Below are 19989 nucleotides of genomic sequence, written 5' to 3'. Positions count from 1 at the left end.
GTAAATTTATTAAAAATCAAAAGCACAAATAGCATTAATTTAAAAATTAAAAATAATAAACCATCTATTACTAAAAGCAGCGAATTACTTGTGAAATTTGTATAGATGTAGTCGGGTGACCATTAAAAACAATAAATAAAAAAAACATGAAAAAGAAGCTGGAATCTGAGCTTGTTAGTATTGCACACAGAATTCTTAAACTAAAAGGAAAAGAAGATGTTATAAAAATGCATGATGAAGCCAAAGTACTTTTTGAAAAACTATCCGTTTTAAAATTTGCTTATGAAAATTTTGAGGACGACATGCCAACTATTGGAAGCGATTCCTCTTTTTTTGATATGTTAGATGAATCTTTTAATAACAAAATAAGCGACTCTATTGAAGTAGAAGATAGAATATATATTAATTTAGATGATGTTGAAGATGATAATATTATGGAACGGGGCATGGAAACCATTAAAGATATGGTTGCACATATGCCCGATAAATCTGAAGACATCATTGACCCCGTAATAGAATCGTTTACTCAAAAAAAAGACTATTTAAAAAACGATTTTGAAGCTATCACATCAGGTTTTGAAAATATGCCCATTTTTGACCCTGTTTCTAAAGTCCAAAACGGTATAGATAAAAAATCGCTAAACGACAAGCTAAAAATAGGTGGTATAAACATTGGTCTTAATGATAAAATTGCGTTTATTAAGCATTTATTTAATGGAAAACATGAAGATTATGAACGCGTTATGTCGCAACTAAACACGTTTCATTCTTTTGAAGAAGCATCCCATTTTATTCAAGATATCGTCAAACCAGATTATAATAATTGGATTGGAAAAGAAGACTTTGAAATACGTTTAATGGACATTGTAGAAAGGAAGTATTAACGGATGAGTAAACTTTACCTTGTTCCAACGCCTATTGGAAATTTAAAAGACATCACCCTTCGTGCATTAGATGTTTTAAAAGAAGTTGATTTAATTCTTGCGGAAGACACTAGAACATCAGGGAAACTTTTAAAGCACTTCGACATTTCTACACATATGCAATCACATCATATGCATAATGAGCATAAAACGGTTGAAAATCTGATTAATAAATTAAAAAGTGGCACTTCTGTTGCTTTAATCAGTGATGCTGGAACACCTGCTATTTCTGACCCTGGATTTTTATTAACCCGCGCTTGCATTGAACATGGGATTGAAGTCGATTGTTTACCAGGAGCTACAGCCTTTGTGCCTGCTTTAGTGAATTCTGGTTTACCAAACGATAAGTTTGTTTTTGAAGGTTTCTTACCTGTGAAAAAAGGAAGACAAACCCGATTGTTGTTATTAGCTGAAGAAACAAGAACCATTATTTTTTATGAAAGTCCACATAAATTAATTAAAACCTTAGCTCATTTTTGTGAATATTTTGGAGACGACAGACAAGTATCCGTTTCTAGAGAATTGACAAAACTATACGAAGAAACCATTCGAGGCACAGCCAAAGAGGTTTTAGAATATTATACCACCAAGCCTCCAAAAGGGGAAATTGTGATTGTGGTTTCAGGCAAAAACAAGTAACCTCAATATTTCTACAAAGTTTTAAAAATGACATTAGAAACATTCCTAAACAAATTAAAACAGACTCCTGAAGCCATCGAGTTTCATGAAACTATAAACATTATTGAATCTCATTACGAATTTACACCAACTGGGTTTAAAAATGGCGAGTTATATAATAATGTAGGTGAAAATTCAGGGTCTTGTAAATTATTGGCATTTGCGAAACTACAAGGCTTTACTAAAAACGAGACTTTGGCTTGTTTTGGCAAATACTATTTTGAAGAGGTATTAAACGACCCTAATGGCAGCGGCCATCAGAATATTAGAAACTTTATGAAAACAGGATTTGAGAGTTTGGTGTTTGATGATATGCCTCTTAAAGAGAAGTAGTGTTTTTAAGCTTGACGAGGTGAACATCCAAATATCAAACCATTAAACGAAGACATCTTTATACCTTCATTAGAAATTCTCCACTGCCGCAAAAAAAATCTATTATATCATAAGACCTGAATAAATTTTGTTACTTTCTCAGTAAAAAAAATAATAAGAAGAGCCAAAATAACTACAATAATAACAACAGCAATTGTTATACATAAAATGCTTTTATGAAAATATTTTCCCTTTAACTTTGATAGTATGTTGACGTCAATATTAATCATCAGTGACAAATTAAAGTGTTATTTAAGTTGGTAAGAAGAAGTCATTTATTTATAGTTTTTAATAAATTCCTTTAGTATTTCATATCCATTATTAGGATCTAGTTTACAAGCTAATATAATTAATACAATAGCTATAATTAACCTCCAAGTAAACTTTGGAATTGGAATGTGAATAGAGACTTTATTTTCCATAATTTCTAATATTTTAATTTAAAGCAACTCAGTCCTTTGGATTGTTTTAAGACATGAAATGAACTCTGCCTCGAAAATTAAAAAAAACCGCTTTAATTTTTTCTCTACACCGTTCTAAATGTCCTAAGGCTGACTTCTTTAATCAAAAATATTACACATACAAATATTTTTTCACCTTTCTAATGCACAGTTTCGGTAGTTTCCAACGATTATGAGTTTGACTAAAAAAACCGCACACTTATAATAAACTTCTTAACATTTCATTCGTGTATTCGTGGCGAAAAAAGGATTCCTACCTTCGCAGGAAAGACAAATCAATTATTCCCAATTAATCCGTAATTTTGTTTTACAATCATCAAAGCATTTTAACATGACAAATCTTATTACAACAACCTGGTTGGGCAACATGAAGTTTGAAAGCACCAACCCGTCTGGACATAATTTATTTATTGATGCTGGTCCAGAAAATGGTGGCAACAGCGAAGGCTACAGACCAAAAGCCTTAATGCTTTCTGCATTGGCAGGTTGTTCAGGATTGGATGTGGCATCACTAATTAAAAAAATGAAACTCGAGGTTGATGATTTTAAAATTGAAATCGATGCCAATCTTACCGAAGAAGATCCAAAATACTACGACAATGTGGCTATGCACTTTCATTTTTCAGGACGTGATTTAAATGAAAAAAAACTACAACGCGCAGTCGATTTATCAGTAGAAAAATATTGCGGTGTTATGGAAATGTTCCGCCAGTTTTCTGAGTTAAACGTAGAAACGCATTTTCATAAAAAATAAGTTTTCTTTAAGTAAATAACTAGGCAAAATGCGTTGGACACTTAAACCAAAACCAGATTCCGATAAATTGAAGTCTTTAAAATCATCGCTACAAGTAGATGATATTATTGCTACGTTGTTATTGCAACGCGGTATAGACACCTATGAAGATGCTAAACGATTTTTTAGACCTAGTTTGAGGGATTTACATGATCCATTCTTAATGAAAGATATGGATAAAGCCGTTGCGCGCATTGAAAAAGCCATTACCAATAAAGAAAACATTTTGGTCTATGGCGATTATGATGTCGATGGCACAACATCTGTTGCCTTAATGGCATCCTATTTAAAAACCATTCATCCATTAGTATATACCTATATTCCCAATAGATATGATGAAGGTTATGGAGTTTCTTATAAAGGCATCAACTTTGCTTTAGAAAATGATTTCACATTAATTATAACCTTAGATTGTGGTATAAAAGCCGCTGAAAAGGTAGAATATGCCAAAAATCTAGGGATCGATTTTATAATTTGTGACCATCATCGACCATCGGCCGAACTTCCGAATGCTGTGGCAGTTTTAGATCCAAAACGGGACGATTGCACCTATCCATATAAAGAATTATGCGGTTGTGGTGTTGGCTTTAAATTAATTCAAGCATTAGCCTCTAAACAAGGAAAAACAGCCGAAGATTTGACAGAATATTTAGATTTAGTGGCTATTGCCATTGGAGCAGATATTGTTCCTATTACAGGGGAAAATAGAGTGCTAACTTGTTTTGGTTTAGAAATAATCAATACAAATCCAAGACCCGGTATTAAAGCTATTTTAAATCAAATTGAAAAAACCGAACTCACCATCACCGATGTTGTTTTTGCTATCGCACCAAGAATCAATGCGGCCGGACGTATGGAACACGGTAATTTCGCAGTGGCTTTATTAACTGAAGAAGATGGAACATTAGCCGCTAAATACGCCTTACAAATCAACTCCTATAATCTAGATCGCCGTGAAACAGATAAGCAAATTACAGAAGAAGCTCTTAAGCAAATTGAAGAACAAAAAGAACAGAACCGCCTTACTACTGTTGTTTACAATAAAAATTGGCATAAAGGTGTTATTGGTATTGTGGCTTCTCGATTAACCGAAACGTATTATAGACCCACTTTGGTTTTTACCAAAAGCGGGGATGTACTAGCCGCTTCTGCTCGTTCGGTAAAAGGTTTTGATGTTTACAATGCCTTGGAAAATTGTAGCCAATATATTGAACAGTTTGGCGGACATAAGTATGCTGCTGGATTAACATTGAAAGAAGAAAACTATGAAGCGTTTAAACAAGCTTTTGAAGATGAGGTTACCAAAACCATTGATAAAACGCTATTAATTCCTGAAATTAAAATAGATACTCAAATTGATTTAGACGACATCACACCAAAATTTTATAGAATTTTAAAACAATTAGCCCCTTTTGGCCCAGAAAACATGACACCTTTGTTTATGACCGAAAACTTAAAAGATACGGGTTATGGAAAATGTGTTGGCGAAGATAAAACCCATTTAAGGATTACCGTTGAACAACCTCAATCAAACAAATTAGTCGCTATTGGATTTGGCTTGGGAGACAAATTAGATATTATTTCAGGGGGTAAGACGTTCAAGGCTGTTTATTCTATTGATGAAAATGAATGGCAAGGAAATGTATCTCTTCAGCTTAAATTACGGGATATTGAAACTCAATAAAATTATAATAATTCCCAAATTTTTAAGATATATATGGCAAAAACAGATCCCTACGCGGCTCTAAGGTTTAGAGAATTCAATATTTTTTTATTAGTACGTTTTTTACTCATATTTGGATGGTCCATGCAATTTGTTATTATAGAATGGGAAGTTTATAGTTTAACCAAAGATCCCTTATCGTTAGGCGTTATTGGCTTAATGGAAATAATCCCAGCTTTTACTATGGCATTATTCGCAGGACACATTGTAGACCAGAAAGAAAAACGAAATCTTTTAGCTTTGTGTATAGGTGCTTTTTCATTCATAAGTTTTGGTTTGTTTTTACTTACTTGGCCAATAATAGTAGCCGATTGGTCAACAAAAACCATTTTATATAGTGTGTATGCTTTGGTTTTTTTTGGTGGATTTTTGCGTTCCTTTTTTGGTCCCACTATTTTCTCTTTAGTTGCTTTAATTGTTCCCAAAAAAGCGTATCCCAATGCTGCTACCTGGAACAGTTCTACATGGCAAATGGCATCGGTTTTAGGCCCTGCATTTGGAGGTTTTTCCATTGGCTGGATAGGTGTGCATTGGTCGCTTTGCATTATTTTCGGATTGATTGTTCTATCGTTAATGATATTGCTTCAAATAAAACGCAAACCTATTTTAAACCCTAAAATTGGAGAACCAATTGTTGAAAGTTTGAAAGAGGGTGTACGGTTTGTTTTTAAAACCAAAGCCATTTTAGGAGCCATGACATTGGATATGATCGCCGTTTTATTTGGAGGAGCCATCGCTCTTTTGCCTGTTTTTGCCCAAGATATTTTAAAAGTAGGCAGTGAAGGCTTTGGAATATTACGTGCTGCACCAGCTGTGGGTGCTTTTATAACCTTAATGATTACCGCCCATATTCCCATTAGCAAAAATGCAGGCATGAAATTATTGGTGGCCGTTTTTGGGTTTGGCCTTAGCATTATTGTATTTGGATTGTCTTCTATCTTTTGGATTTCGGTTATTGCCCTCTTTTTTAGTGGTGTTACAGACGGTGTATCTATGGTGGTACGACAAACCATTTTACAAATTAAAACACCAGACCATATGCGCGGACGAGTTTCATCTGTAAATTCCATGTTTGTAGGTTCATCAAATGAATTGGGTGCTTTTGAAAGTGGCTTAACCGCCAAACTTTTTGGAACGGTAACCGCAGTAGTTTTTGGAGGTACTATGACTTTGATAACTGTTGTAACAACAGGTATAGTATCGCCATCTTTCAGGAAATTGGATTTAACTAAAGACATGGAAGACCATGAGAATTCTTAAAACTTTTTAAGTTCAAAAGTCTCCCCATCAAAAACACCGTAAGTGTAATAGGAAATCCAATCGCCAAGATTAATGTATTTCGAAGTCGTGTTTAATTGAATTTCTAAAGGTAAATGTCGGTGACCAAATACAAAATAATCGCGATGCTTATCTTCTAGTTTCTTTTTACTGTACTGCACCAACCATTCATTATCTTCTCCTAAAAACGTCGCATCGTCATCCCCAGAAATCAATTTGTTTTTAACCGAAAGATATTGAGCAATACGCATCCCAATATCAGGATGTGACCATCTAAACAGCCATCTGAAAAAGGGATTGGTAAATACTTTTTTCATGCGCTTGTAACCTTTATCTCCAGGGCCTAAACCATCACCATGACCGATAAAAAAAACCTTGTCGTTAAAGGTAAATTCTTTTGGTTTATGATAAACAGGGATATTCAATTCTTCTTCAAAATAGCCATGCATCCATAAATCGTGATTACCAACAAAATAATAGATGGGAATTCCAGAGTCTGATATTTCAGCAAGTTTGCCAAGTGTTCTGGTGAAGCCTTTAGGCACTACTTTTTTATATTCAAACCAAAAATCGAATAAATCTCCTAAAAGGAATATAGCAGCGGCATCTTCTTTTATCGTATCTAACCAAGCTACAAACTTTTGTTCACGAGGACGTGATGCTTCAGTTGTTGGTGCTCCCAAATGATTATCGGATGCGAAGTATATTTTTTTTCCTTTTGGAATTTGCATGTTGTAAATATAGAAAATGTTTATTGCCTAAACGTTATCATAAGAAAACCATTCAGCAAAAGAACTATCGGTTTCCTGAAGTTTTAAAGAATGTAACTCTATATGGCTAGGCAATCGTTTTTTTATTTTCTCTGAAAAATCAATCACCATCATTTCACTTGTTGGTTGGTAATTTACCAATAACACATTATGTCCTCTATCTTCAAGTGCTTTAGCAAGTTCTACATGTGGTGTGTTTTTATTAAAAACAGTGGCATGGTCAAACACATCTACAATTTCTTCTTTTACAATTTTCTTTAAATCCCCAAAATCAATCACCATTCCAAACTTCACATTTTTATCATCCATAATAGGCGTTCCTATTACTGTTACCGACAGTTTATAGCTATGTCCGTGTACATTTTTACATTTACCATCGTAGCCATAAAGGGCATGCCCCGTTTCAAAAGAAAATTGTTTTGTAATGCGTATGTTACTCATTAAAGTTGTATTTATTCTGCAAAGATATTCATTTTGTAAAAGCAATTCGTTTTTAGATTACATTTGCGCACTTTTGTTCATGGTGGACTTAAGACATTGGTGTTTTATCTTTTATGGAATCCATTTTTGAGAATATTGATTTTGTTGAAAATCCACTTTACGAAACTATTATTGAAGATATTTTATCAAAAAAATATAGTGTAGTCGAAGATTTTTTTTCTGCGGAAGACGTTGCTATTTTAAGACAGTCTTTGCTCAATAAACATGAAGAAAATGCTTTTAAAAAAGCCGCTATTGGCAATCGCTTTGAAGAAACCATTATAAAGTCTATCAGAGGTGATGTGATTTTGTGGATGGAAGAAGCAAAAGCCGATACTTCTGAATTATTATTCTTCAGTAAGATAAATAGCCTAGTAAACTATCTTAATAAAACATGCTTTTTAGGTATTTTACATAAAGAGTTTCATTATGCTTTATATCCTAAAGGCACTTTTTACAAACGACATATTGATACATTCCAAAATGATGACAGGCGCAAATTATCATTTGTCTGTTATTTAAATGAAGATGGTTGGTTGCCAGAAAATGGCGGTGAATTGGTATTATATTTAAATGAAAATGGTGAAGAAACCGAAAATATTATTTATCCGTTTCCAGGCAGGGTCGTTATTTTTGAAAGTCAGGTTATTGAACATGAAGTGAAACCTGTTAATAAAGAGCGATTAAGCATTACCGGTTGGTTAAAAACCCGCTAATTATTTCTTGTTTTTTCTTTTAAAATAAACAATAATAAGAGCCAAGCCTAATAGCAAAAAAACACCTCTGCTGCTTATAAATCTTAAAGTTTCCATAATTGATTTTAATTAATTGGTTGAGCAAAGTTAACAAAACTTAGCCTTGATTTTATCTACAATCGTTTGGGCTAGTTTTTCTTTACTTTCTATAGTCCAGCCCGCTACGTGAGGGGATAAAATAACATTTTGTGCGTTTATTAAATATTGAAACGCTTCTGGCATTTCAGAAGAAAATAATGCTTCAAACGATGCTTTTTCATATTCTAACACATCCAATCCAGCTCCAAGAATTTTTCCAGACTTTAAAGCGGAAACTAAATCTGAGGTTACCACACTTTTGCCACGTGCTGTATTTATAAACCAAAATGGCTTTTTAAATGCGTTGATAAAGTCAGCATGTATCATGTTCAAGGTTAATGGTGTTTGTGGCGTATGCAAACTCAACACCTCTGCTTTTTCTTGAAATTCTTGTAAGGATACTTGTTTGGCATTCTCATCTTCTACATTATCCAAAATATCAAAACATAATACGTCAACATCAAATCCTTTTAACTTTTTGGCAAAAGCTTTACCCATATTACCGTAACCGATAATACCAACGGTTTTTCCATCAAGTTCAATGCCTCGATTATTTTCTCGCAACCATTTGCCCTGTCTTACTTCAACATCTGCTTTATTAAGTTTATTGAAAAGCGACAACAACATCCCTAAAGCATGTTCGCCAACGGCATTTCTGTTGCCTTCGGGCGCAGCAATTAATTCCACACCTATTGTTTTGGCGTATTCACCATCAATATTTTCTAAACCAGCCCCTACACGGCCAATAAACTTTAGGTTTTTTGCAGCATCCAAAAATTGTTTGTCTATAGTGAATCTGCTTCTTAAAATGATGCCTTCGTAATCTGAAATTTTTGCTTCAATGGCTTCTTTTGATGAGGTATAGTCCTCATGATTGATAAATCCTAAATCATTAAGTTGATTTATCAGAAGCTCGTGATTGGTATCTAGATGGAGGATTTTCATTAGAATCCAAGAATCAATTTAGCTATCAAGAAGTAAATTAATATGCCAAAAACATCATTGCTTGTCGTAATGAATGGACCTGTGGCTACAGCCGGATCTATACCGCGTTTGTCTAAAAAAATAGGGATAAATGTGCCTATTAAAGCAGCTATTATTATTACTGCTATTAAAGCAACACCAATAGTTAAAGATACGGCATAAATAGTATGAAAAAAGAAATGGCTAATTACAATGGCAACTAATGAAATGGCTATACCATTTACCAAGCCAAGTAAAAACTCTTTAAACAATCGATGTATAATTTCTCCTTTTATGGTATCGTTTGCCAACCCTTGCACCACAATGGCTGACGATTGCACCCCAACATTTCCTGCTGTTGCTTGTATTAAAGGCACAAAACATAAAAGAATACTATAATTATTTAAAACTGCTTGAAAACTTGTAATAATTGTTGCTGCCCCAATACCACCAAACATTCCAATAAGCAACCATGGCAAACGTGCTTTTGTAAGTTCCCAAATAGTATCATCGGCTTCTACATCGGCTGTGATCCCCGCTGCTAATTGATAATCTTTTTCGGCTTCTTCTTTCATGACATCCACAATGTCATCAATAGTAATTCTACCTAAAAGTTTTAGATCATCATCTACTACCGGAATGGCTTCTAAATCATATTTTGCCATCACTTTTGCAACATCTTCAACATCGTCATGAACGTTCACATAATCTACACTGGGGATATATATTTCTGATATTTTTTGGTCGCTTTTAGCAACTATTAAATCCTTTAAGGATAGTCGCCCTATCAATTTATTTTTTTTATTGACAACATAAATAGAATGTACTCTAGTGACTTCTTTGGCCTGCCCTCTAATTCTTCGCATACATCCGGCAACCGTCCAAGTTTCATAAACTTTTACCAGCTCTTTTGCCATGAGTCCACCTGCCGTGTCTTCATCATAAGCTAATAACTCACGGATTTCTGCTTTATGCTCTTCATCTTCAATATGTGAAATAACTTCAAGTTGGCGCTCTTCTGAAAGTTCCGAAATAATATCAGCCGCATCATCGGTATCTAATTCTTCAATTTCTTCGGCTATTTCTTTTGAAGACAGGTTTCTTAAAACCTTTTCCCTATTATCCTCATCAAGTTCCATTAAGATTTCCGAAGTCGTTTCAGAATCCAGTAACTTAATAATATACACAGCTTCTTCTAGATTGAGTTCATCTAGAATTTCAGCAATATCGGCATAATGAAAATCATCCAATAGCTTTTTGAGTTCCTTATCTTTTTTTGCTTCGATAAGTTGCTCAACTTGTTCAATGAGTTCATTGGTAAGCTCGAACTGTATATTTTCTTTTTCTTCAGACAAATTGAAAGATTTTAAAGGTCTTTTTCAATACGTGTTATAAGTTCAATAAATTCCTGAACACTTAACTGTTCCGGCCGCTTGTCAAAGATACTATCTTCTCTTAAATTATCACTTAAATTGAATGTTTTTAAACTGTTACGAATTGTTTTTCTTCTTTGCTGAAAAGCTGCCTTTACCACTTTAAAAAACAAACTAACGTCGCATGGCAACGCATAGTCTTTTTTTCTGGTAAGCCTTAAAACTCCTGAGTCTACTTTTGGCGGCGGACTAAACACATCTGGCGGTACTGTAAACAGATACTCAGCATCATAAAAAGCCTGTGCTAAGACCGATAAAATACCGTAAACTTTGCTGCCTTCTTTAGAGCAAATACGTTCGGCGACTTCTTTTTGAAACATGCCAGAAAATTCTGGAATTTGATCTCGCATGTCTAACACTTTAAAAACTATTTGTGTCGAAATATTATAAGGAAAATTACCAATAATAGCAAATGGTTGTCCTTTAAAAATAAGATTTAAATCGTATTTTAAAAAATCTTTTTCTATAATTCTAGGTGCTAAACTAAGATAGCTTGTTTTAAGGTATTCAACCGATTCTGAGTCTATTTCAATAACATGTGTAATAACATCTTTTTCTAATAAATACTTGGTTAAAACACCGGTACCTGGACCAATTTCTAAAACTGCTTTATAGCCATTTAAGGTTAGGGTATCAGCAATTTGCTCGGCAATACTTTCATCATTTAAAAAATGTTGACCAAGGTGTTTTTTTGCTTTTACTTGATGTTGATTGGGTTTATTTGACACGAATTCATGAATTTATATGCTAAATTACATTTAAAAATGGATTCCTACCTGTACAAGAATGACAAAACCTATTTAAAGGCTACAGAATACTCATCTAAAATTTCCAACTCAGTTCTAAAAGCCAACATTTTGTCTCCAAATTTTTTCGAAATTTCACTTCTAAACGCCGGAGCATTTTCTTTATAAAAAGCATCTAAAGCTTCTCTTGAAAAGGCTTTATATTGAACCGAATATGTTACACCACCCATATCTTCTTCTACCAAAACCTTAGTTAAGGTGGCTTTTTCAAACTTTCCTGTTGCTAATACTTGTGGAATGTGTTCTTTAATCCACACTAACCATTCGTCGTGAATGGTTTCATCTATATTGGATGTGACGTTGTATATAATCATGTTTTTTGGTTGATGGTTAATGGGCTTTGGCTAAGAATCTAATTGATAGCATCGCCTCGTAAAGCCCTATACTTTTTTCTAGCTTCTACAAAGTAAATACTATCTTGATGATTAAAAATAATTTGTTCGTATAAATCTTTTGCCTTTTCTGGTTGGTTTAATTCATTGGCATATAATTCTGCTAAGGCATATTCGGCATTATCGATTAGAATACCATCCTTATAATTTTGTATGATAGCATTGTAATTAACTTCTGCTTTGATATAATCTTTTTTAACTTCAAATAATTGCGCTTGTTTAAATAAGGCTTGAGCGACGATAGGCTCTGTTTTGTGTTCTTGTAATACCCTATCTAAAAGCGCAATAGCATCCTCATTTCTATTCTGAAAGGCTAGCAAATCGGCTTTCGAATAAAGCTTTAAGGCCGTTTGAAGTGAATCTTCATATTTATAATCTGTTATAAGCAATTTTAAATCCAATGCATCATTGGCCATAAGCTGAGACGTTGACGCTTTTAATATTTTAAGCTGAGATTCTGCCCATTTAAAATCGCCTTTATAATAACTAGCTTTGGCTACTTTAAAGCGGGCTTCCTGAGAAATGGTGCTGTTCTTTAAATTTCGCTGAATTTGGGTGTAATAAATTAAAGCTTTATTGAATTTTTCTTGTAAAACCAGAATATCTCCCAATTCTAATTTTACATTGGCTTGCTCTAATTCCGTTATAGGAAGTTCTAAGGTTTTCTCTAAAAAAGCAATAGCCTTGTCTGTTTCATTCATATTAAACGCTAAAAAATGACCATAAGCAATTTGAATATTTAATGTTTGACCAAAGGTTCCAAACTTTTTAAATAAATCCAAGTATTGATTATTAATGGTTTGATAATCATCTTTTGAACTTGTTTTAGTTTCTAATTGAAGTAAATTATAATGAGCATTCAGCAAGGTATCTGTGTCTTGTGCTGTATTTATAATATATGTTAAAATCTCTATAGCAATATCGTTTTGATTGTCACTAACGGCAATTTGTGCCAGTTCTTCAATTCTACTTAAACTTTCTGGTTGCCTATTAAAAATCGCTTTTTCTTGAATAAATGCTTTTCCAAGTTCTTTCTGCTGAATAAATAACCAACTTAATAAATCGTTCCATACTAAATTTGGTTCTTGTTGCAGGTTTTTAAGTAAAATTTTTCTAAGCAACACATTGTTTTCATTAGTGCTATTTTCACTTATAAAATCGTTGATATATCTTTTTATATTACTTAAGGCTATTTGATTGTTTTTTGCAAAATCGATGTAGCTAGTAAACATTTTTTCCATATTACCTTGTTCACCATAAATTTGTGCCAATTGCAATTGAAAATTAAGTTCTGACTTTAAAGCCATAGCTTTTTCATAGGCTGCTATGGTTTCGTTTAAAAGTGTGTGGTTTTGAAAACTTCTTGCTACCGAAAAAACATTGTTAACGTTGCTGTCTAGGCTTGCTAGTGCTTGATTATAATAATAGGTAGCTTTTTGTAAATCGTTTTTTAACTGATAATTATAGCCTAACTCCACCAAAAACGCAGGATAATTTAACCGTTCTAAGAGTTTTAAAAGAAAGGTTTCTACTTCATCGTACTGTTCTAACTGTTGTTGGGTTTCAATGAGTTGGTTTATATAATTAATGTTTGAAGGCGATTGTGCATAAAGCTTTTTATATTCCAATAATGCTTTCTCAAAATCACCATTTTTATAATATTCGTTTGCCAAAGCATCATTTTGTGAAAATGCATTGCTACAACATATTATCAAACATATTATTAAAATAACCCTCATGTTGTAAATATAAGAAATGTGATTTGTAGAAATTGTGAATACTTTTATAAAAAAATGCCCGAATAAAAATCCGGGCACTAACCAACCAAAATAAATGTCTATTAACTATGAGCCATTATTAAATAATAACGGCACAAATCGATTGGGGACAACCTTCAAATAAATATTATTTACTTACAATTGCAGCTGTTTTATTTTCGGTTTTAGTGATTTCAAAATCTGAAAATAGAACTTTGCTAGCGAAGAAAATTAAGGTAATTAAAAGGATGATGCGCTTAAGATTTTTCATAGTTAGCCAGGTTGATAGATTTGTTCCTGCTAACTTGAGAAATATATATTAAAACGCAAAGAAAAGAAAAGAATAATCGTTAAAAAACGTTAAAAACAAACACTTTATCGATTATTTTAACTTAAGACCAGCGAAACTGTAAGATTTTTTTCTTTTTAGTTATTTAATCAATTATTTCAAAACCCGTATAAGGTTGCAAAACTTCGGGTATAAGGATGCCTTTTTCCGTTTGATAATTCTCTAAAATTCCTGCTAAAACTCTTGGCAATGCCAAAGAGCTTCCGTTAAGTGTATGCGCCAATTCGTTTTTGCCTTCACTATTTTTAAAACGCAACTTTAAACGGTTCGCTTGAAAGGTTTCAAAGTTTGAAACTGAAGAGATTTCCAACCATCTGTCCTGTGCCGTAGAAAACACCTCGAAATCGTAGGTTAAAGCAGATGTAAACCCTAAATCGCCACCACAAAGCCTTAATATCCTATAAGGTAATTTGAGTTCCTGCAAAATGGTTTTTACATGGTTTACCATACCATCAAGTGCCTTGTAAGATTGGGTTGGATGTTCTATTCTTAATATTTCCACTTTATCAAATTGATGCAATCTATTCAATCCTCTTACATGCGCTCCATAACTTCCTGCCTCTCTACGGAAACAAGGTGTATATCCTGTAATACCTATGGGCAAATCGCTTTCATTAAGCAGCACATCTCTAAAAATATTGGTTCCGGGAACTTCTGCAGTTGGTATTAAATATAAATTATCTTCAGTCACATGATACATTTGTCCTTCTTTGTCTGGCAACTGACCTGTACCAAAACCTGAGGCTTCGTTTACTAAATGCGGCAATTGATATTCGGTATATCCTGCGGCCGTATTTTTATCTAAAAAGTAAGTAATTAACGCACGTTGTAATTTGGCGCCTTTACCTTTATACACAGGAAAACCTGCCCCGGTAATTTTATTCCCAAGTTCAAAATCTATAATGTCATATTTTTTTGCTAATTCCCAATGGGGTAATGCGCCAGCATATAAAACCGGAACATCGCCTTCTTTATAGACTTCTTCATTATCTGTCTCTGAACTTCCTTTAGGAACAAGACTATTTGGAACGTTTGGTATTTTATACAGCAATTGGTTTAATGCATCCACTTTACTATTAAGAGCATCATTAAGATCTTTTGAAACCTCTTTTAACTGAACTGTTTTTTCTTTTAAAATATTGGCTTTTTGGGTTTCGCCAGATTTGTACAAGAGGCCTATTTCTTTTGATAGCATATTAGATTCTGCCAAAGTATTATCTAACTCTGTTTGAATGCGTCTTCTATCTTCATCTAAGGAAATAACTTGATTAATGATACTGCTAGCATCTATATTTCTTTTTGCCAAACCAGCAATTACCAAATCTTTATTCTCTCTTATAAAAGGAACTTGTAACATGTATTGAAATTTTAAGCGACAAATTTAATGAATTACCAATATAATTGGTCGTATTTTATATGTAAAATAGAATTGATACAGAAGTTAAATATCTTGAGCATTTATATAATCCAAAGAGGTTTGTTTATCGATGCGCAATTGGTTTTTTAAAGCATCAACCGATTCGAATTTTTGTTCATCTCTAATTCGCGTTAGCAAATTAATTTGAATTTTTTTGTTGTAAATATCTTTGTCAAAATTGAAAAAATGAACTTCTATACTTTCATTTTCGCCATTAACCGTTGGATTTACACCAATATTCATCATACCGTAAACCAACTGATTACTAATTTTAGAACTCACAACATACGATCCATATTTAGGAATAAGTTTATAATCTTCTTCAATTTTTATATTGGCTGTAGGAAATCCTAATTGTTTACCCAAACCTCTTCCTTTGTTGATCACACCTGTAATCATGAAGTCATACCCTAAAAACGCATTGGCTTTGGCAATATCTCCTTCGCTTAAAGCGGCTCTTATTTTGGTTGAACTAACAGCAACATCGTCAATATCTTTTGCTGAAATTTCTTCTACTTCAAAACCATATGTTTCACCAAATAATTTTAAATCTTCAATGTCTGCATTTCTATTTCTTCCAAACCTGTGGTCGTAACCTATAATGACTTTTTTTGCATGTAGTTTATCAAGCAAAACTTTTTTTACAAAATCTTCTGCCGATAATCTAGAAAACTCTTTGGTAAATTTTTTAACAAGCAGATAATCTAGCCCTAATGTGTTTAAAATATCGCTACGCTCATCAATAGTATTGATAAGTTTTATGCTAATATCTTTTTGCAAAACCATTCTTGGATGTGGAAAAAAAGTAAGAATTACAGATCTTAAATTGCTCTTAATGCCTGCACTAACCAACCGTTTTATTATTTTTTGATGCCCTACATGAACACCATCAAATGTTCCTATAGTTACTACCGTTGGCTCTTTAGAATTGTATGTTTCAATGTTTTGAAGAATGCCCATGTAAAAGAATAAAATTGCTAATCTGAATTAAAAAAATTAGATTTGTTTGACAAAGATTATAAAGTTGCCCTAATTATTTTTATGAAATCGCCCTTAACAACCATTTAAAAAAACTCCAGCACATAAAAGACGATACCATATAATCTTTGAAAAACAATAATTTCTACTTATGAAAGCAAAACTACATTATGTTTTTTCAATAGCAATGTTTTTGTTTGTCTTTTCAGCTATAGCTCAAAATTCTTCTTGGAAAAAATTACAAAGCATTAAAAATTCTGATAAAATTTCTAAATATCAACTAAACAAAAATGAGGTTGATTTTTTTGAACTCGATGCTATTTCGTTGAAAAAAAACATAGTAAATGCTTCTTTAAGAACCTCTAAAACAAAACGACACCATACGATTATAAATATTCCAGGAAAAAATGGCAACATAGAATCGTTTAACATTTTTGAAGCCCCCGTCTTTTCTTCTGAATTAGCTAAAAAATATCCCGACATCAAATCGTATGTTGGTTATAGTATCAAAGACCCAACAACCAGATTACGTATGAGTGTCTCGCCTTTAGGTGTTCAAACGATGATTTCTTATGCTGGAAAACCAACTGTTTTTATGGAGCCAACTTCCAGGAATTCCAATCAATACATATTATACAGCAATCGCTCAAAAGACAACTTTCGAAATAAATTCGAATGCTCCACAATTGATGAATTGAACAAAACTCTTAATAAAAACAGTAATGCTTTAAAAACAACTATAAATGAAGGTGGCGCCAATAATAAAACCTTGCAAAAATTTAGAATCGCCATTTCTGTAACAGGAGAATATACTGCTTATTTTGGTGGAACCGTAGCTGGTGCCTTAGCGGGCATTAATGCCACTTTAAATCGGGTTAATGAGATTTTTGAAACCGATATGGCTATTACTTTTGAGCTGGTAAATGCCACACAATTAATTTATATTGACCCTGATACCGACCCTTACTCTGATTCGGATATTGGCGCAGATTCTGATAATTATTCTGAAAGTTTAGAAGGATGGAGTCTTCAAGTGCAAAATACCTTAACCAACACTATTGGAAATACCGCCTATGATATTGGACATTTGTTTGGAGCTAGTGGTGGTGGTGGGAATGCTGGGTGTATTGGTTGCGTATGTGATAATGATACTGCTTCAACAACAGATAAAAATAAAGGTGCAGCATTTACGTCGCCAGCAGATAATATCCCAGAAGGTGATACTTTCGATTTAAATTTCGTGGCTCATGAGATAGGCCATCAGATGGGTGCTAGTCATACTTTTTCTTATAAAAATGAAGGTTCAGGTGTACAATCAGAACCAGGAAGCGGCAGCACCATTATGGCTTATGCTGGAGTTGGTGATGCAAATGATATTCAATTAGATAGCGATCCATATTTTCATTACCAAAGTATCAAACAAATATTGAATAATTTAACGAATAAAAGTTGTCAAACCACTACTGCAATAAGTAATAATCCACCAATTGCGAATGCTGGAAATAATTACACCATCCCAAAAGGAACTCCTTATATTTTAAAAGGAAGCGCAACCGATAGTGATAGTGGCGACAACCTAACCTATTGTTGGGAAGAAACTGATAATGGTGTTGTAAACAGTGCTAATTTTGGTTCCAATTTAACGTCTGGTTCCATTAACCGTTCTTTGCCGCCAACTACATCACCTAATAGATATATCCCATCTCTTAAAAATGTTCTTAATGGAAAATTAACTGAAAATAATCCAACCATTGGAAGTGCTTGGGAATCTGTATCTTCAGTGTCAAGAACCCTTAATTGGGCTTTAACGGTTCGTGATAGAGACCCGCTAACCGTTCTTCAAAATGGTCAAACAAGTTATGATACCATGCGTATTACTGTTGATGGTAGTTCTGGACCTTTTAAAGTAACATCACAACAGGTTGCCAATTTAAACTTAACACCAGGAACTATAGAAACAGTAACTTGGGATGTTGCTAATACCAATACTGGCACTGTTAATACAGCCAATGTTAATATTCTTTTATCTACAGATGGAGGCATGACATTTCCAACCATTTTATTAGCCAATACCCCCAATGACGGCAATCAAAACATTAGCGTTCCTTTTATGGATGCGCCACATTGTAGAATCATGGTTGAAGCGGTAAACAATATTTTTTATGCTGTAAACGATAAAGATTTTGCCATTAATTATACTATAAATACCACTTGTCACCCAACATATGCTTCTGCTTTAAACTTAAATTTACCAGTAAGCGATACTCAAGAAGCTAACAACATTATTAATGTTCCTGATTTGGGTATTATTAGCAACGTAAAAGTAAATGTAGACATTTCCCATACTTACGTGGAAGATTTGGTTGTTACAGTAACGCATCCTAATGGAACCTCATCATCTAAACTTTGGAATAGAAACTGCTCTTCTCAAAGCAACATTGTCATGACATTTGATGATTGGACGAATACTATAAACTGTAATTCTACAGGAGCAGGAAACACGTATGCTCCCACAGAATTATTGGATGTTTTTAATGGATTGAATGCAGTAGGAAACTGGAAAATCAATGTAAAAGATTTGGACGCAATAGGAGATAATGGAGTCTTAAATTCATGGTCTTTAGATATTTGTACTCAAACATCTTCTATAACCAATCCAAATATTGAAGAAAATATAATAGGCATGAATATTTTCCCTAATCCCACAAATAGTAACTTTTGGATAGCTTTCAAATCTGAAACGAATAAAGACGTTCATATTATGCTATTTGATATTAGAGGTCGATTAGTTTTTAATAGTCTTTATCCCAACTTAGGAGGTGTTTTTAGAAAAGAGATAAAACCTATTGGTCTTCAATCAGGCATGTATATATTGACTATTAATGATGGAAATATAGCAACCAAACGGAAAATTATTATTGAATAACAGTCCTACTTACCATTAAACGTATTCATGGTGTTATTTATTCCTGCAAGTGCATAAGATTTGATAAGTTCTGTAGACTTATCAAGGCGTTCTTTAAGGTTTTTTGTTTCTTCTTCTGTCCATTCCCCTAAAACATAATCGATTTGTTTTCCTTTACTAAAAGCATCGCTTATTCCAAATCTAAACCGGTTATAGTTTATGGTACTGAGTTTGTCTTGAATATCTTTCAGTCCATTATGGCCACCGTCACTTCCTTTGGTTTTAAGACGAATACTTCCAAACGGCAAGTTTAAATCATCTGTAATAACCAATACATTTTCCAGTGGAATGTTTTCTTTTGTTAACCAATATAGAACAGCTTTCCCACTTAAATTCATATAAGTACTCGGTTTTAAAAGAATAAGAGTTCTTCCTTTTAATTTATAAGTAGCTATGTCTCCTAATTTTTGAGTTTCAAATATCAGATTTTCTTGCTCAGCTAAATGATCTAAAATTTTGAAGCCTATATTATGACGCGTGTTCTTATAATCGTCTCCAATATTTCCTAAACCCACTATCAAATATTTTTTCATAGAATTATTAAAGTCTGTTTTGGTTTTCCTATTAAACAATTTGTTTATGACACTAAACATTCAAGTCCGTTTTGGTAAAAATAAA

19 protein-coding genes are annotated in these 19989 nt (G+C 33.2%); 8 read left to right on the top strand and 11 right to left on the bottom strand.

Going from position 1 to position 19989, the window contains the following annotated elements; genetic code table 11:
- The first annotated feature begins 146 nt into the window (after positions 1–146).
- The 6 genes from DKT72_RS11575 to DKT72_RS11550 all read left to right on the top strand — a co-directional run bounded on the left by DKT72_RS11575 (position 147) and on the right by DKT72_RS11550 (position 6210).
- On the top strand, positions 147–884 hold the full coding sequence (locus DKT72_RS11575) for a DUF8457 domain-containing protein (RefSeq protein ID WP_111308906.1): 738 nt from the start codon (positions 147–149) through the stop codon (positions 882–884).
- A gap of 3 nt (positions 885–887) precedes the next feature.
- Entirely contained in the window at positions 888–1562 is a 675-nt protein-coding gene (gene rsmI, locus DKT72_RS11570; RefSeq protein ID WP_111308905.1) for a 16S rRNA (cytidine(1402)-2'-O)-methyltransferase, read from the top strand.
- A gap of 27 nt (positions 1563–1589) precedes the next feature.
- Positions 1590–1934 carry a HopJ type III effector protein gene (locus tag DKT72_RS11565; protein ID WP_111308904.1) on the top strand — a complete coding sequence of 115 codons (345 nt, stop codon included), beginning with the start codon at positions 1590–1592 and terminating at the stop codon, positions 1932–1934.
- A gap of 831 nt (positions 1935–2765) precedes the next feature.
- Complete coding sequence (locus DKT72_RS11560; protein ID WP_111308903.1) at positions 2766–3188, top strand: OsmC family protein; 423 nt, start codon at positions 2766–2768, stop codon at positions 3186–3188.
- A gap of 28 nt (positions 3189–3216) precedes the next feature.
- Entirely contained in the window at positions 3217–4911 is a 1695-nt protein-coding gene (gene recJ / locus DKT72_RS11555) for a single-stranded-DNA-specific exonuclease RecJ (protein ID WP_111308902.1), read from the top strand.
- 33 nt (positions 4912–4944) lie between these two features.
- Entirely contained in the window at positions 4945–6210 is a 1266-nt protein-coding gene (locus DKT72_RS11550; protein ID WP_111308901.1) for an MFS transporter, read from the top strand.
- On the opposite strand, the gene DKT72_RS11545 is transcribed toward DKT72_RS11550, so the two are convergent.
- Both DKT72_RS11545 and DKT72_RS11540 read right to left on the bottom strand, forming a co-directional pair.
- Positions 6207–6959, bottom strand: coding sequence for a UDP-2,3-diacylglucosamine diphosphatase (locus DKT72_RS11545; protein ID WP_111308900.1), 753 nt, complete (start codon positions 6957–6959; stop codon positions 6207–6209). The two genes, DKT72_RS11550 and DKT72_RS11545, sit on opposite strands and share 4 nt — an antisense overlap.
- Before the next feature lie 27 nt (positions 6960–6986).
- Positions 6987–7439 carry a 6-pyruvoyl trahydropterin synthase family protein gene (locus DKT72_RS11540; RefSeq protein ID WP_111308899.1) on the bottom strand — a complete coding sequence of 151 codons (453 nt, stop codon included), beginning with the start codon at positions 7437–7439 and terminating at the stop codon, positions 6987–6989.
- Positions 7440–7552: 113 nt separating this feature from the next.
- On the opposite strand from DKT72_RS11540, the gene DKT72_RS11535 reads away from it, so the two are divergent.
- Positions 7553–8194 (top strand): 2OG-Fe(II) oxygenase, encoded by a 642-nt coding sequence (locus DKT72_RS11535; RefSeq protein ID WP_111308898.1) that lies wholly within the window; start codon positions 7553–7555, stop codon positions 8192–8194.
- Between the two features lie 126 nt (positions 8195–8320).
- Here the strand turns inward: DKT72_RS11535 and DKT72_RS11530 are convergent, their stop codons facing one another.
- The 8 genes from DKT72_RS11530 to DKT72_RS11500 all read right to left on the bottom strand — a co-directional run bounded on the left by DKT72_RS11530 (position 8321) and on the right by DKT72_RS11500 (position 16388).
- Positions 8321–9256 carry a 2-hydroxyacid dehydrogenase gene (locus DKT72_RS11530; RefSeq protein ID WP_111308897.1) on the bottom strand — a complete coding sequence of 312 codons (936 nt, stop codon included), beginning with the start codon at positions 9254–9256 and terminating at the stop codon, positions 8321–8323.
- Positions 9256–10629 carry a magnesium transporter gene (mgtE, locus tag DKT72_RS11525; protein WP_111308896.1) on the bottom strand — a complete coding sequence of 458 codons (1374 nt, stop codon included), beginning with the start codon at positions 10627–10629 and terminating at the stop codon, positions 9256–9258. Before mgtE ends, DKT72_RS11530 begins: the two co-directional genes overlap by 1 nt.
- Positions 10630–10640: 11 nt before the next feature.
- Positions 10641–11435, bottom strand: coding sequence for a 16S rRNA (adenine(1518)-N(6)/adenine(1519)-N(6))-dimethyltransferase RsmA (rsmA, locus tag DKT72_RS11520; protein ID WP_111308895.1), 795 nt, complete (start codon positions 11433–11435; stop codon positions 10641–10643).
- A 68-nt stretch (positions 11436–11503) separates the two neighbouring features.
- Positions 11504–11827 carry a DUF4286 family protein gene (locus DKT72_RS11515; RefSeq protein ID WP_111308894.1) on the bottom strand — a complete coding sequence of 108 codons (324 nt, stop codon included), beginning with the start codon at positions 11825–11827 and terminating at the stop codon, positions 11504–11506.
- A 38-nt stretch (positions 11828–11865) separates the two neighbouring features.
- Positions 11866–13620, bottom strand: coding sequence for a tetratricopeptide repeat protein (locus DKT72_RS11510; RefSeq protein ID WP_317048438.1), 1755 nt, complete (start codon positions 13618–13620; stop codon positions 11866–11868).
- Between the two features lie 190 nt (positions 13621–13810).
- Positions 13811–13933: a hypothetical protein gene (locus DKT72_RS18615; RefSeq protein ID WP_262510074.1), complete on the bottom strand. Its 123-nt coding sequence runs from the start codon at positions 13931–13933 to the stop codon at positions 13811–13813.
- Between the two features lie 163 nt (positions 13934–14096).
- Complete coding sequence (gene serS / locus DKT72_RS11505; RefSeq protein WP_111308892.1) at positions 14097–15368, bottom strand: serine--tRNA ligase; 1272 nt, start codon at positions 15366–15368, stop codon at positions 14097–14099.
- A gap of 84 nt (positions 15369–15452) precedes the next feature.
- Complete coding sequence (locus DKT72_RS11500) at positions 15453–16388, bottom strand: bifunctional riboflavin kinase/FAD synthetase (protein WP_111308891.1); 936 nt, start codon at positions 16386–16388, stop codon at positions 15453–15455.
- A gap of 169 nt (positions 16389–16557) precedes the next feature.
- Here DKT72_RS11500 and DKT72_RS11495 point away from each other — a divergent pair, with 169 nt between their 5' ends.
- Positions 16558–19332 (top strand): zinc-dependent metalloprotease, encoded by a 2775-nt coding sequence (locus tag DKT72_RS11495; protein ID WP_111308890.1) that lies wholly within the window; start codon positions 16558–16560, stop codon positions 19330–19332.
- A gap of 5 nt (positions 19333–19337) precedes the next feature.
- On the opposite strand, the gene pth is transcribed toward DKT72_RS11495, so the two are convergent.
- On the bottom strand, positions 19338–19904 hold the full coding sequence (pth, locus tag DKT72_RS11490) for an aminoacyl-tRNA hydrolase (protein ID WP_111308997.1): 567 nt from the start codon (positions 19902–19904) through the stop codon (positions 19338–19340).
- Between the last annotated feature and the right edge of the window lie 85 nt (positions 19905–19989).

This window comes from Confluentibacter sediminis (assembly GCF_003258355.1).
Classification (GTDB): Bacteria; Bacteroidota; Bacteroidia; order Flavobacteriales; family Flavobacteriaceae; genus Confluentibacter; species Confluentibacter sediminis.
Note: the sequence above shows the minus strand (reverse complement) of the source record. Positions and strands in the feature narration are given on the sequence as shown.

Coding starts and splice junctions, on each gene's coding strand:
- DKT72_RS11575 (WP_111308906.1), top strand. CDS start 147: ATGAAAAAGAAGCTGGAATCTGAGCTTGTTAGTATTGCACACAGAATT.
- rsmI (WP_111308905.1), top strand. CDS start 888: ATGAGTAAACTTTACCTTGTTCCAACGCCTATTGGAAATTTAAAAGAC.
- DKT72_RS11565 (WP_111308904.1), top strand. CDS start 1,590: ATGACATTAGAAACATTCCTAAACAAATTAAAACAGACTCCTGAAGCC.
- DKT72_RS11560 (WP_111308903.1), top strand. CDS start 2,766: ATGACAAATCTTATTACAACAACCTGGTTGGGCAACATGAAGTTTGAA.
- recJ (WP_111308902.1), top strand. CDS start 3,217: ATGCGTTGGACACTTAAACCAAAACCAGATTCCGATAAATTGAAGTCT.
- DKT72_RS11550 (WP_111308901.1), top strand. CDS start 4,945: ATGGCAAAAACAGATCCCTACGCGGCTCTAAGGTTTAGAGAATTCAAT.
- DKT72_RS11545 (WP_111308900.1), bottom strand. CDS start 6,959: ATGCAAATTCCAAAAGGAAAAAAAATATACTTCGCATCCGATAATCAT.
- DKT72_RS11540 (WP_111308899.1), bottom strand. CDS start 7,439: ATGAGTAACATACGCATTACAAAACAATTTTCTTTTGAAACGGGGCAT.
- DKT72_RS11535 (WP_111308898.1), top strand. CDS start 7,553: ATGGAATCCATTTTTGAGAATATTGATTTTGTTGAAAATCCACTTTAC.
- DKT72_RS11530 (WP_111308897.1), bottom strand. CDS start 9,256: ATGAAAATCCTCCATCTAGATACCAATCACGAGCTTCTGATAAATCAA.
- DKT72_RS11515 (WP_111308894.1), bottom strand. CDS start 11,827: ATGATTATATACAACGTCACATCCAATATAGATGAAACCATTCACGAC.
- DKT72_RS18615 (WP_262510074.1), bottom strand. CDS start 13,933: ATGAAAAATCTTAAGCGCATCATCCTTTTAATTACCTTAATTTTCTTC.
- serS (WP_111308892.1), bottom strand. CDS start 15,368: ATGTTACAAGTTCCTTTTATAAGAGAGAATAAAGATTTGGTAATTGCT.
- DKT72_RS11500 (WP_111308891.1), bottom strand. CDS start 16,388: ATGGGCATTCTTCAAAACATTGAAACATACAATTCTAAAGAGCCAACG.
- DKT72_RS11495 (WP_111308890.1), top strand. CDS start 16,558: ATGAAAGCAAAACTACATTATGTTTTTTCAATAGCAATGTTTTTGTTT.
- pth (WP_111308997.1), bottom strand. CDS start 19,904: ATGAAAAAATATTTGATAGTGGGTTTAGGAAATATTGGAGACGATTAT.